Source organism: Clostridium uliginosum, assembly GCF_900112485.1.
In the GTDB taxonomy this organism is placed as follows: Bacteria; Bacillota; Clostridia; order Clostridiales; family Clostridiaceae; genus Clostridium; species Clostridium uliginosum.
This window is the reverse complement of the sequence record NZ_FOMG01000007.1, coordinates 1-13391: the sequence shown is the minus strand read 5'-3', so window position 1 is coordinate 13391 and position 13391 is coordinate 1. Positions and strand designations below refer to the sequence as shown.

General features: G+C 30.4%; 10 protein-coding genes, 2 tRNA genes and 1 other annotated feature. Of the genes, 10 read left to right on the top strand and 2 right to left on the bottom strand.

What is annotated here, in order from left to right; translation table 11 throughout:
* Positions 1-4: 4 nt before the first annotated feature.
* From dusB to BM027_RS06330, 5 genes are all read left to right on the top strand, one after another.
* Entirely contained in the window at positions 5-970 is a 966-nt protein-coding gene (gene dusB / locus BM027_RS06350; RefSeq protein WP_090089790.1) for a tRNA dihydrouridine synthase DusB, read from the top strand.
* Positions 971-1173: 203 nt separating this feature from the next.
* Positions 1174-1656 (top strand): transcription elongation factor GreA, encoded by a 483-nt coding sequence (gene greA / locus BM027_RS06345; protein ID WP_090089788.1) that lies wholly within the window; start codon positions 1174-1176, stop codon positions 1654-1656.
* Between the two features lie 31 nt (positions 1657-1687).
* Positions 1688-3193, top strand: coding sequence for a lysine--tRNA ligase (gene lysS, locus BM027_RS06340; RefSeq protein WP_090089786.1), 1506 nt, complete (start codon positions 1688-1690; stop codon positions 3191-3193).
* Positions 3194-3414: 221 nt separating this feature from the next.
* Positions 3415-3489 (top strand) — tRNA-Asn (locus BM027_RS06335).
* 380 nt (positions 3490-3869) lie between these two features.
* Positions 3870-3944, top strand: a tRNA-Asn gene (locus BM027_RS06330).
* A gap of 83 nt (positions 3945-4027) precedes the next feature.
* On the opposite strand, the gene BM027_RS06325 is transcribed toward BM027_RS06330, so the two are convergent.
* Positions 4028-4642, bottom strand: a complete 615-nt coding sequence (locus tag BM027_RS06325) for a DUF3794 domain-containing protein (protein ID WP_090089784.1) — start codon at positions 4640-4642, stop codon at positions 4028-4030.
* 160 nt (positions 4643-4802) lie between these two features.
* Between BM027_RS06325 and BM027_RS06320 the strand changes: the two genes are divergently transcribed.
* From BM027_RS06320 to murD, 5 genes are all read left to right on the top strand, one after another.
* On the top strand, positions 4803-6197 hold the full coding sequence (locus BM027_RS06320; protein WP_090089781.1) for a collagen-like protein: 1395 nt from the start codon (positions 4803-4805) through the stop codon (positions 6195-6197).
* 31 nt (positions 6198-6228) lie between these two features.
* Positions 6229-7395: a DUF3794 domain-containing protein gene (locus tag BM027_RS06315; protein WP_090089779.1), complete on the top strand. Its 1167-nt coding sequence runs from the start codon at positions 6229-6231 to the stop codon at positions 7393-7395.
* Positions 7396-7410: 15 nt separating this feature from the next.
* On the top strand, positions 7411-8202 hold the full coding sequence (locus BM027_RS06310; RefSeq protein ID WP_090089775.1) for an SPOCS domain-containing protein: 792 nt from the start codon (positions 7411-7413) through the stop codon (positions 8200-8202).
* 162 nt (positions 8203-8364) lie between these two features.
* Positions 8365-8529, top strand: a binding site (T-box leader).
* A gap of 54 nt (positions 8530-8583) precedes the next feature.
* Entirely contained in the window at positions 8584-9975 is a 1392-nt protein-coding gene (locus tag BM027_RS06305; protein ID WP_090089773.1) for a glycine--tRNA ligase, read from the top strand.
* Between the two features lie 210 nt (positions 9976-10185).
* Positions 10186-11562 (top strand): UDP-N-acetylmuramoyl-L-alanine--D-glutamate ligase, encoded by a 1377-nt coding sequence (murD, locus tag BM027_RS06300; RefSeq protein WP_090089770.1) that lies wholly within the window; start codon positions 10186-10188, stop codon positions 11560-11562.
* A gap of 330 nt (positions 11563-11892) precedes the next feature.
* On the opposite strand, the gene BM027_RS06295 is transcribed toward murD, so the two are convergent.
* The gene (locus BM027_RS06295) at positions 11893-12897 is read right to left on the bottom strand and encodes a DUF5050 domain-containing protein (protein ID WP_090089766.1); all 1005 of its coding nucleotides are present in this window, start codon (positions 12895-12897) and stop codon (positions 11893-11895) included.
* Between the last annotated feature and the right edge of the window lie 494 nt (positions 12898-13391).

The window sequence follows — 13391 nt, the reverse complement described above, 5'->3', positions numbered from 1 at the left end:
CTAAATGAAAATAGGAAATATGAGTTTTGAGAATAGTGTATTTCTAGCACCTATGGCAGGTGTCACTGATATATCATTTAGAGGTCTATGCAAAGAAATGGGATGTGAATTAGTTTATACAGAAATGGTAAGCGCGAAGGCATTATACTATGGAAGTGAAAATACTCAAACATTACTTAGGGTATCTGATGAAGAAGCTCCTGTGGCTGTTCAAATTTTTGGTCGTGAGCCTGAAATAATGGCAGAAATCTGTGAAAAATATTTAAACCCTAGAGAAGATATTTGCATTATTGATATAAATATGGGATGCCCCGCACCAAAGATAGTTAGAAACAAAGAAGGATCTGCATTAATGTTAGAACCTAATTTAGCTTATGATATTGTGCGTGCTATAAAAAGGGTTTCAACAAAGCCTGTTACAGTAAAATTTAGAAAAGGATATGATGAAGATCATATAAATGCAGTAGAATTTGGTAAGATAATAGAGCAAGCTGGAGCTGATGCGATAGCCGTGCATGGAAGAACTCGAAAGCAAATGTATGAAGGAAGTGCAGATTGGGATATAATAAGAGAGGTTAAACAAGCGGTTTCTATTCCTGTTATAGGTAATGGAGATGTTTTTTCTCCAGAAGATGCATTGAAAATGAAAAAAATTACTGATTGTGATGGAATAATGATTGCAAGAGGAAGTATGGGAAATCCTTGGATTTTCAAACAAGTAGGAGATGCATTAAAAGGTAATAGTGTTAAAGAAATATCATATGAAGAGAAACTAGAAATGTGTATAAGACATTATGAACTAGCTATTAAAAATGATGGAGAATATAAAGCTATAAGAGAGATGAGGAAGCATGCTTCTTGGTATCTTAAAGGACTTCCAAGATCAACAGAGATTAAGAATCAAATAAATATAATAAATGAAAGTTTAACAGTTATTGAACTTTTAGAAGATTATAAAGAAAAATTATAAAATTTTATATTTAAGAATTATTGTAGAGTGTAAGGAATACATATAAGTTAATAACAATAATGAAATTGATTTAGTCCAGTAAGTGACTTTATTGACATATAAGATACACTGATTTATAATGAGTTAAATGATTTTGAAGTAAAATGCCTAGTTTAGGCACTTAAATATAAAAAAATAAAAGGTTATTTAAAGGGGAGCAAAATATGAGCGAAGCAAAACAATATGTAATGACTTATGAAGGTGTTAAGAAATTAGAAGGTGAACTAGAACATTTAAAAACAGTTAAAAGAAAAGAAATAACTGAAAAAATAAAAGTTGCATTAGGATATGGAGACTTAAGCGAAAACTCAGAATATGATGAAGCTAAGAATGACCAAGCGTTTACTGAAGGAAGAATTCTTCAGTTAGAAAACATGCTAAAAAATGCTGTTGTTGTAGACGAATCAGATATTCCAAGTGATATGATTGCAGTTGGATCAAAAGTTAAAGTTAAAGATTATGAATTTGACGAAGAAGTTGAATACTCAATTGTAGGTTCAGCAGAAGCAGATCCTATGAATTTTAAAATATCAAATGAATCACCAGTTGGAAAAGCTTTAGTAGGCAAAAAATTAGGTGATATAGTAGAAGTTGTAGTTCCAGATGGAGTAAATAAGTTCGAAGTATTAGAAATAAAAAGGAACTAATAATTTAAGAAGCGATTAACGGAGGGATAATATGTCAACTGACGAAATAAGTATACAGGAGTTAGAATCTCAGTATAACGAACAAGAAGGTTTAAGAAGAGATAAATTAACCGAATTACAAAAGGTAGGAAAAGATCCTTTTGATGTTTATAAAGTAGAAAGAACTCATACATCAGAAGAAGTTAAGTCTAATTATGAAACATTAGAAGGTAAAATAGTAACAGTTGCTGGAAGAATGATGTCAAAGAGAGGTCAAGGTAAAGTAGTTTTCTCAGATATACATGATAGAGATGGCAAAATGCAATTGTTTTTAAAGATTGATGAAGTTGGAGAAGAAAATTTAAAAGAATACAAAACTTATGATATTGGTGATTGGATTGAAGCAACAGGAGAAGTATTCAAAACAAGAACTGAAGAAGTTACAGTAAAGGTAAAAACTTTTAAATTAATCTGCAAATCTTTAAAACCACTACCAGAAAAATGGCACGGATTAAAAGATCCAGATTTAAGATATAGACAAAGAGAAGTTGATATAATTACAAATGTAGAAGTAAAAGATACATTTATAAAGAGAAGCAAGATTATTTCAGGAATAAGAGAATTTTTAGATAATAAGGGATTCTTAGAAGTTGAGACCCCTATTCTTGCACCAATAGCAGGAGGTGCTGCAGCTAAGCCATTTATTACTCATCATAATACTTTAGGTATTGACATGTATTTAAGAATTGCAACAGAATTATATCTTAAAAGATTAATTGTTGCTGGATTTGAAAAAGTATATGAAATGGGTAGAAACTTTAGAAATGAAGGAATGTCAATTAGACATAACCCAGAATTTACTGTTATTGAATTATATGAAGCATATTCTGATTATAATGATATGATGGAAATTACAGAAAATATGGTTGCACATGTGTGCAAAAAGGTAAATGGAACTACTAAGGTTATGTACCAAGGAACAGAAATAGACTTTATGCCACCATGGAGAAGAGTAACTATGGTTGATGTGGTAAAGGAACATGCTGGAGTAGACTTTAATGCAATAAAATCAAATGAAGAAGCTCAAGCTATAGCAAAGGAAAAACATTTAGAATTTGCTAAGCCTTTAGATACAGTGACAAAGGGAGAAGTATTAAATGCTTTATACGAAGAATTTGGTGAAGCAAATATGATTCAACCTACATTTGTAATGGATTATCCAGTTGAAGTTTCACCTCTTACTAAGAAGAAGAGAGGAAATCCAGAATTAACTGAAAGATTTGAAGGATTTGTATTTGGTAGAGAGATTTGTAATGCTTATTCAGAATTAAATGATCCTATAGTTCAAAGAGAAAGATTCGAACAACAAGCAAAAGATAGAGAACTAGGTGATGATGAAGCATATATGATGGATGAACAGTTTATGAGTGCGTTAGAAACAGGTATGCCTCCAACAGGTGGCTTAGGAATTGGAATTGATAGACTTATTATGTTTTTAACTGATTCAGCATCTATTAGAGATGTTCTATTATTCCCAACAATGAAACCACAAAGTTAGAAAGAATACTTTTTTAAGATATTTTTAGGCACCAGATAAATAGTTTTATACAGCTATTTGTCTGGTTCTTTTTATTTCATAATATTTGAAAAATGTAAAATGTAAAATGTGATGTTAATAAATTTAATATAAAAACAATAACCAAATATTGTTTTTGTATTTTTTAATAAAAAGGGTTGCATTTAAATTAAATCCTGTTATAATAGTAAAGGTAATGACGTTCCGCGATAGCTCAATGGTGGAGCACTCGGCTGTTAACCGATAGGTTGGAGGTTCGAGTCCTCTTCGCGGAGCCATTTTTTTTACCCTTTTTTAGGGATTAAAACATTAATAATTTTAACGATGATTAATAAAAGAAAGTTTATATATGTTATGTTGAGTGTGTAATGAGAGTAAGTGTGATTACTATTATTACACTATTATTTTGTGCTAATACATATATTCTAAAAATGATTGTTCATTTGAATTTGTTCATTATCTCTATTATTTCTTTAGAGGTTAACCATATAAATAGTGAATTATATTAATTATAATATTATTTGGTTTAAGCTTATACTAAGGGCAGTTTTAAATAGAATTAAGAGTTATATTAATTCTATTTAATTAATATAATTTAAATTTAAAAAAATACTTGCATTTTAATAAAATCCTGTTATAATAGTAAAGGTAATGACGTTCCGCGATAGCTCAATGGTGGAGCACTCGGCTGTTAACCGATAGGTTGGAGGTTCGAGTCCTCTTCGCGGAGCCATTTTTTTATTTAAAGAGTTTTGTAAGAACAGATAATGTCTGTTGATACAAAACTCTTTTTTATTTTATATAAAAAGAACAGAATTAACATTCATCATCTCTATAATGACTTTTGCAACAATCTGTTTTTTTCATACAACAAGAATCATCATCTATATCATTCGCTATACTTGAAGGGTAACAATGTTTTTCATGATAATGTATTTTTTTTGTAGAAGGGTAACAGTCGTTTTTAAAATTCCAATCTTCATCAGAACAGTTATGTTCCTTATCACAATGAATGATAGGAGGTGTATTTTTTGTATATACAGAAATACATAATGTGATTACGTTATAAAACCAAAGAGTATAAGAATCACAATGATTTAAATCACAATAACTTACTTTTGCATCTATTTTTACTATATTGCTACAAATTGGTATTGGAATCAATTCAAAAAAAGGAACAGTAAATGTTTTACATATAACTTTACCAGTACAATCATCTACTAAATATCTAATCTTTATAGCTTTGTACCCTTTAATCATTAATTTCTCATCACCACAAGTTTTTACGAATTTATTTTCAAAAACAAATATCTTTACTGCATAGTCTACAATTTCTTTAATTGGATCAGAACAAGCAGGTAAAGATATTGTGTCTGCAAAAGCACAGTTTTTAAATAGGATCTTCTTAGTATAGCAATTTGAATCCTTCATATAATTTCACCACCTGCAAAATTTATCAATATCATAATATGATTCGCTAACTTAATATGGACCTAATTTTAAATAATCACTTAAGGTTAAATATAACTTTAAGCGATATTGTGTCAAAAAAATTAGAATTAACATACATTATTTACAGGAGGTGATGAATTTGTCAGTTTATCCGATTTACAATAATGAAGAAAAGGGAAGAGAAAGATTGAGTACTAATACTTCAGGCAATGTTCAATATTATACACCTTCAGGAAACTATGTGATGCCAATAGCAGGACCCAAAGGAGATCAAGGATGTATGGGACCACAAGGATATCCAGGGTCAGCAGGAATAAAGGGAGACCAAGGAAGCATGGGGCCACAAGGATGTGCAGGGGCTACAGGACCAAAGGGAGATCAAGGATATATGGGACCACAAGGATATTCAGGACCTCCAGGACCTCAGGGACCAAAAGGAGAAAAAGGAGAAAAAGGAGAAAAAGGAGATTTAGCATCGCCGATGTGTCCACCATGCTATCCACAAATGTGTTCACAGATGTATCAACCTTATGGAATGGGGGGATGTTGTATGGCAAATAACAATTGTGGATGTAATAATAACTGTTGCTGCAATAATAATTGCTGTAACGTTGATGTCAAATGGAGTGATGACAAGAAACATTTGATGGTTAAAGGGCCTTGTGATTGTGAATATAAAGTTTCGGGAGATTTAACAGGACCAACAGGATCAACAGGTGCCAATGGTAATGATGGAAAGCCAGGCTCAGATGCAACTTGTTGCGTTGAATGTAATCACGTTTGTGATCCAAGTTTTGAATGTTGGCCGTTAGAAGGTTGTGTGTGGACTAAATATGGAGTTACAAGAACTGATGAAACTACTATAGGTACAACTATTACAGCAATACAATTACAAACATCGACTAATCCAGAAGTTCCTATAGTAGTAGATACAAGCAAATATTTTAATATAGCTCATACAGGAAAGTTTTCCGTATATCTACAACCTCCATATAACGGTAGTGTTTTTAAACCTGCATATTTAATGCAAGTAGTCAATATAGATCCTAAGTGCAATTATGAGTTAGAATTTTGGGCAGCCTTATATGATTATAATTTTCAACTAAATGGAGCAAGTAATAGAAGTGATTATAATCTTGCTGTAGCAGCTTATGTATATTGGGGAAATGTATCAAATGATATTAAATATATGCTTGATAATAGTTGGCCATTAATAGCTAATAACAATAGTAGTGGTGCTATATGTGCTAATCCAACTATTAAACCTGCATTTCAAATGGTAATTCCAAGAGGTACTAATGAACAGATTGTTATAGAGAAAGATAGTACAACTTCAGCTCTAGCTCTGACTGAATATGACTTTGAATCGTATGAAATTTCTCCTCAATGTTCAGCAACAGACGGATGTAGTTGTGGAGGAGGAATGGGCAATCCTAATCAAAGTCAAGCTACTATTTTATTTGTTGCAGAACCTGCTTTAAATAATAAGTTGCCAGCTGGGATATGGTTGATTGATGATGTAATGTTTGAATAAATTATAAAACTTGAAAAAAGGAGAGAAGAAGATGAAATGTAATGATGGATGTAACAAAGAATCATCATGTTCTTGTGGATGTACAGAAGAAGTTCCACAACAACACTGTGATGATTGTATCAATGAAGAAAGTATAGAATTTTCAGGTATTTGTGACCCTTCAGAATTTGAAGTAAATACTAAGTTTTGGACAGATATTTCAACAATAGGAACAGTTGCAGTTCCAAAAGAAAAACCATCTATTGAAGAAATTGATAAAATAGGTGTAACAGTAGAGATTTTAAAAAAGAAAACAATAGTTACGCCTAAAGGTCCTGATGGATTAATAACAAATTATGAAGGAAAAAGTAGTACAGGTAAAAAATTAGTAGTAGAAGGACTAATTTGTTTATCTATATCTTATGTTTCTTTAACTAAGGAACAAAGAGTTCATAGCTTTCATGGACAAATCCCATTTTCAACTTTTATAGTACTTCCAGCATCAGTTTGCTTAGATTATGATTATTTGATCAGTAATTGCGTACAAGAAGTGTGTGTAAAGAGAGTATGTGATAGAACAATCGATTTTTGTGTAGATTTATTATTAAAAGCAACACCAATAGTAACTGATTGTAATAAAAATTTACTTGACGAATCAGGATTAGAATGCACTTCAACTACAGGATTTAAATCTTGTAGTAAAAAAGATTGTTTTACAGATAATCCAGATATAAAGGGAATATGTGATTCTGAAAAACTTATTCAATTGTTACAAGATAAAGGAAAAGAATGGACCGAAATATCAGTTCCAGAACTTTTAACAATCCCTAAGTTAAAACCTGATATCTATCAAATATTATCAGTAAATTCAAGAGTTGAAATTATGTGTCAAAAGGTAATTGCAACACCTGATACTACAGTGACAAACTATGAAGGTCTTACTCTTACAGGATTTAAATTATTAGTGCATGCACTATTAAGACAAAGAATAACTTATATTTCAACATCTGAATGTGGATCTGTCCATTCAGCACATTATGATATGCCAATATCAGCATATATAGTTCTTGATGGTGATACAACTAATTTCACTGATAAGTTTAAAATAAAGGCTTGCATTGAGGATGTATTTGCATGTCCTCTTAATGAAAGACAAATATTTAAAAATACAACATTATTTATAAAAGCTGAGCCGATCGAAGTATGCTCTATAATTTAGGAGGGAGGAATAAGTATGTATTGTAAATGTACTAAAGGTAATAGTTATAAAGTAATAGGACTTTGTGATCCTAAAAATTTTAATCAAAAAGATAAAGCTGCTTGGACTCAAATAACAGTTCCTGAAATTCTTCCTCTACCTGAATGTTATCCTAATATTGAAGATATAGATAGAATTTATGTTAACGTGTTAATTGAATGTACTAGAGTTATTGAAACAGCAGTATCTGATGGGGCTAATGTGGAAGGTACAATTTTAACAGGACGTAAACTGATGGTAGATGGGAATATATGCCAAACTGTTGTTTATACAGCTGATACTTGTGAACAATCACTTCATTCAATAAATTTTAAATTTCCATTTTGCACTTCTATTGTATTAGATCCAAAAACAGATCTTGAAGAAGACGAGTTTTGTGTGGAAGTTTGTGTAGAAAATGTGTTTGCAAAAGCTCTAAATCCAAGAACAATATTTAAGAGCGTAACATTATTCTTATTAGCTAAAAAAGCTACAACTATTTGTCCTTCACAAAATACAATAAGTGGAGCAATAGCAAATACTACTGCAAAAGCAGCAGATGTTACTGTAGAATTATATGATGAAAATGGCAATGTTGTTGATTACAAGTCATATAAAATACCAGCTGGTGCAACTCAAGCTTATAGCTTTGTGGCTTTATGTAATGGTAAGTATAAAGTTGAGTTTGAAACTAGTACTGCTGGACTTAAAATGGATCCGACAATGTCATCTATAATAGATGTGCCACCTGGTGCAATAAATGTTAATTCAACAGTTAAAACTGTTTAATTTAAATCAGAAAATAATATGAGCTTTTAATTAAGCTTTTAATGTATAAAGAAAAGGATCACTTTAAATTTCTAAATTAGAATTTTAAAGAGTTCCTTTTACAATTAATATGTTTTTTACTTGACATATAAAAGCCTTTTGATAAAATTAAGATATAATTTAATATACGCTGTGAAAAAGAAAAGTAACTTTAATGCTTTTTTAGAGAGATGATGGTAGGTGCAAATCATTATAGTGTTAAAATGAAAGGAACTTTAGAGTGTTTAGATTAAAGTTGGGCTTTAGCCAAGAAGGGTGGAACCGCGGAAATAAAATTTCGTCCCTTTGTGGTTATAAGGTCTTTTTTATTTTATAAAAATATATGAATTGGAGGAAAACATAATGGCAGTAGAAAAAACAATGGATAAAATTACAGCACTTTGTAAAAACAGAGGATTCATTTTCCCTGGATCAGATATATATGGAGGATTGGCTAATTCGTGGGATTATGGCCCTTTAGGAGTAGAATTTAAGAATAATGTTAAAAAGGCATGGTGGAAGAAGTTTGTTCAAGAAAGTCCTTATAATGTAGGATTAGATTGTGCTATTTTAATGAATAAAGAAGTATGGGTAGCATCAGGACACATTGGTGGATTCTCAGATCCATTAATGGACTGTAAGGAATGTAAAGCAAGATTTAGGGCGGATAAGTTAGTTGAAGATCATATGACAGCTAATGGTGCTGAAGTAGCTACAGCTGATGGATGGACTAATGAAGAGTTAAAAGAATATATTGAAAAGAATAATATAGTTTGTCCGAAGTGTGGAAAAATGAATTATACAGATATAAGGAAGTTTAACCTTATGTTTAAAACATTCCAAGGAGTTACTGAGGATGCTAAATCAGAAGTTTTTTTAAGACCAGAAACAGCACAAGGTATATTTGTAAACTTTAAATCAGTACAAAGAACTTCAAGAAAGAAAGTACCATTTGGTATAGCTCAAATAGGAAAGTCTTTTAGAAATGAGATTACTCCAGGAAACTTTACTTTTAGAACAAGAGAATTTGAACAAATGGAATTAGAGTTCTTCTGTAAACCAGGAACAGATTTAGAATGGCATAAATATTGGAAGGACTATTGTTGGAAGTTCTTACTTGACCTTGGAGTTGAATCAGAAAGCATAAGAATGAGAGATCATGAACAAGAAGAATTATCATTCTATTCTAATGCAACTTCTGATATAGAATACTTATTCCCATTTGGCTGGGGTGAACTTTGGGGAATAGCAGATAGAACTGACTATGACTTAACTAAGCATCAAGAACATTCAGGTCAAGATTTAAGTTACTTAGATCCAACAACTAATGAAAAGTATATTCCATATGTTATAGAACCATCATTAGGTGCAGATAGAGTTGCTTTAGCATTTTTAGTTGAAGCTTATGATGAAGAAGAACTAGAAGGCGGAGATGTTAGAACAGTAATGCACTTACATCCAGCATTGGCTCCATATAAAGCAGCTATATTACCTCTTTCAAAGAAATTATCAGAAAACGCTTTAGATGTTTATGCAAATTTAAGTAAGAAGTTCAATATTGAATATGATGAAACAGGAAGTATTGGAAAAAGATATAGAAGACAAGATGAAATAGGAACTCCTTATTGTATAACAATTGACTTCGATACATTAGAAGACGAAGCAGTTACCATTAGACATAGAGATACTATGAAACAAGAAAGAATTAAAATAAGCGAATTAGAAGCTTATATAGAAAAGAATTTAGAATTTTAAATTAATGCTTGAAATTATTTAAATAACTAAAAGAAGCTGTAATCAAAAAAAGAGCTGTTTTGAAGTAGAAAGTAATTTCTGTTTTAAGACAGCTCTTTATGTATATTCGTGGAATAAGATTTTTTAAAGTGTTATAATCAAAAACATATTGGCAAGTTTAATAATATATCATAATATGATTTATAACATATGTTCACGTGGAGGAGAAAAATGAAAAAAGAATTTAAAGAATTTAAAGAATTTATATATGGAAAGAAAGTTGGAGTTGTAGGGATTGGGGTTAGTAATATCCCACTCATTAATTTTTTATTAGATTTAGGAGCAAAAGTTGTAGCTTTTGATAAAAAAGATCAAAAAGAATTAGGTGAGATTGCTGTTGATTTTAATAATAAAGGAGTGGTATTAGAATTAGGAGAAGGATACTTAAATAACCTTACTGGATTTGATGTTATATTCAAGACACCATCTATGAGGATTGATAGTGAAGCTTTACTAAGAGTAAAGGAAGAAGGCACATATATTACTTCAGAGATGGAGGAATTTGTTAGATATTGCAAAGGTAAAATTTATGGAGTAACTGGCAGCGATGGGAAGACAACAACAACGACGATTATATCTAAGATGCTAGAAGCAGAAGGATATAAGACCTGGGTTGGAGGTAATATTGGAAATCCACTATTTGCTCAAATAGAAGAAATAAAAGAGGTTGATAGAGTTGTACTAGAATTGTCTAGTTTTCAACTGATGACTATGAATTTACCAATAGATGTAGCAATTTGTACTAATTTAGCACCTAATCATTTAGATATGCATAAAGATATGCAAGAATATATAGATGCAAAGAAAAATATATTTTTATATCAAGAAGCAGAAAATGTGTTAGTAGTAAATCGTGAAAATGACATTACTTATGAATTTGAAAAGGAAGCAAAGGGAATAGTTAGAGAGTTTAGTTCCAAAAGAGAACTAAAAAGTGGAGCTTATTATAAAGACGATGTCCTTTATCTTTTAGGAGAAGAAGTTTGTAAAAAAGACAATATTATTATTAAGGGTATGCATAATGTTGAAAATTATTTAGCCGCATTTATAGCGACAAAAGATGATGTATGTATCAAAACCATGAAAAGTGTTGCTGAAAGTTTTAATGGGGTTGAACATAGATGCGAATTTGTAAAAGAAATAGATGGTGTGAAATATTATAATGATTCAATAGCATCAAGTCCAACAAGAACTTTAGCTGGACTTAAAGCATTCAATAGGAAGGTAATAATAATTGCAGGAGGATATGATAAGCATTTGAAATTTGAGCCATTAGCAGATGAAGGATATCCTTATATTAAAGAGTTAGTGCTTTTGGGTGCAACTAAAGATAAAATAAAAGAAGTTTTTACAGAGCTTGAAGAGAAAAAAGGAATTAAAGTTAATATTACAGAAACAAATTCATTAGAAGAGGCTGTGAATAAGGCTAAGAGTTTGGCTGATCCTGGAGATATTATTACATTGTCTCCGGCATGTGCATCTTTTGATATGTTCCCTAATTTTATGGTACGTGGTAATAAATTTAAAGAAATAGTTAATAATCTATAATAAGGTGCATTCAAAAAAAATAACAAGTCCATCTGCTAGCCTATTTTATATCATAGGAAGCTCGACTTGCATACGCTCACTGAGTAAGCGATTCACACCAAATCATAGATTTGGGTTCACTGCTCACGTCGGCAGATTGTCTTAATAGGCCCGCTATGAGACAAATCTGTCTCCTTGCCTGATGAAAAATATGCATAGCATTTTGGACTTATTATTTTATTTCATGTGCCTAATATGATAAAAAGGTTGAAGAAAGAAATTTTTCTTCAACCTTTTTTACGTTAAGTAATCCTTAGAGCTAGAATTGGTGCACTTTTTATAAGCATATATCTAACTTTTTGTTGGGAGAGCATAAAAATAGATGTTGTTTATATTGATTCCTTTTTCATAAAATATACCCGCAGGTGTTAAATAATAGTCGTTTATAGAATCAGAAATATAAGGTTTAGATGTTACTTCTGGTTTGGTTAAATCTACTGATAGAGAGTAGAGATAGTTTGGCTCATTGCTATCTATAAAGAATAATTGAGTGCCTATAGTTTTTAATTTTGAGCCTCTTATAAGAGATATTCGTCTGCTTTCTAATGTTGTTATATTTAATGAGTATAGAGTGTCATTGTCTGATGTATTGAAGAAAAGTAATTCCCCATTAAATGGAGCAAAACTATTTGCAGTATAATCAGTAAGCTTTTGCCTGTTAGTACCATCAGATTTTATTGAATAGATTTTTGAAGAATCACTTAAATTTTGATATATTATAAAATCACCATTAATTATAAAAGAACCAACGCTATCTGGAGATAAGGCAGATGCTTTATTAGTATTTATGTCATAACCATATAATTTGTTAGAATCACTTTTGTTTATGTAAAATAATTGTTCTCTTGAGCTAATTAAATTACTAACAGAATCTTTGTTTAAGTTTTTATAAGTTTTATCCTTAAGATTTAATGAACATAAGGAATCTCCATCAGCTCCATTAGCAAAATAAAGAATGTTACTAGTTAAAGCTAAATTAGTGGTAGAGTAATTTGCAAAGTCTGTTAGATTTTCACTTTTAAGTATATCTTTTGGGAGTGGTTCTGAAATCATGGAAATTCTATTATTTTCATCAGGATTTGGAAATACTAATGTAGTTCCATCAAAAACAAATGGACAAGGAAATGAAGTATTATCAGTTAATATAAATGGTGAAATTACATTTGGGCTAATTATATTATTAGAAGAAGAGTAGTTTTGGGGTGTATTATTAGAAGATGTCTTGTCTTGTTTTGAACAACCTATAATTGAAAACATAGAAAGTGATAATATTAAACATAATAATTTCTTTTTCATATAAAGTCCTCCTAGAATTTTTGAAGATTATTTTAAATTGATTTCTAAAATAAAGTACATACTATTAATATTAATAGTATGATAAGTTTCAAAAAGAGTAAAGAATAATAGTCTGGTTTTGTATGATTTAGGATAAGTTTTAATTTAAATTGGGATAACTTATCCAGGCGTATCAATATATATATATAATAGAAAATAAGAGAAAAATATAGTAATAATAAAATAAAGCCAAAAATACAGAATAAGATTATTTAGGTATAATAGATAAACATGATATTATAATATCCGTTGTTGAAAAAACACACAATTATTAGTTGAAGTTGATCAAAAATTATTTTAAATAAATGTTGACAATTAAAGCTGATGATGGTATCATAATAAAGCAGTCGAGAGACAGCAAAGATCTTTGAAAATTGAACAGAATATTAATAAATAGACCAGCAATTTTTATTGAGTAAGCTAAGATTAAACTTTTTAATGAGAGTTTGATCCTG

Coding starts and splice junctions, on each gene's coding strand:
- dusB (WP_090089790.1), top strand. CDS start 5: ATGAAAATAGGAAATATGAGTTTTGAGAATAGTGTATTTCTAGCACCT.
- greA (WP_090089788.1), top strand. CDS start 1,174: ATGAGCGAAGCAAAACAATATGTAATGACTTATGAAGGTGTTAAGAAA.
- lysS (WP_090089786.1), top strand. CDS start 1,688: ATGTCAACTGACGAAATAAGTATACAGGAGTTAGAATCTCAGTATAAC.
- BM027_RS06325 (WP_090089784.1), bottom strand. CDS start 4,642: ATGAAGGATTCAAATTGCTATACTAAGAAGATCCTATTTAAAAACTGT.
- BM027_RS06315 (WP_090089779.1), top strand. CDS start 6,229: ATGAAATGTAATGATGGATGTAACAAAGAATCATCATGTTCTTGTGGA.
- BM027_RS06310 (WP_090089775.1), top strand. CDS start 7,411: ATGTATTGTAAATGTACTAAAGGTAATAGTTATAAAGTAATAGGACTT.
- BM027_RS06305 (WP_090089773.1), top strand. CDS start 8,584: ATGGCAGTAGAAAAAACAATGGATAAAATTACAGCACTTTGTAAAAAC.
- murD (WP_090089770.1), top strand. CDS start 10,186: ATGAAAAAAGAATTTAAAGAATTTAAAGAATTTATATATGGAAAGAAA.
- BM027_RS06295 (WP_090089766.1), bottom strand. CDS start 12,897: ATGAAAAAGAAATTATTATGTTTAATATTATCACTTTCTATGTTTTCA.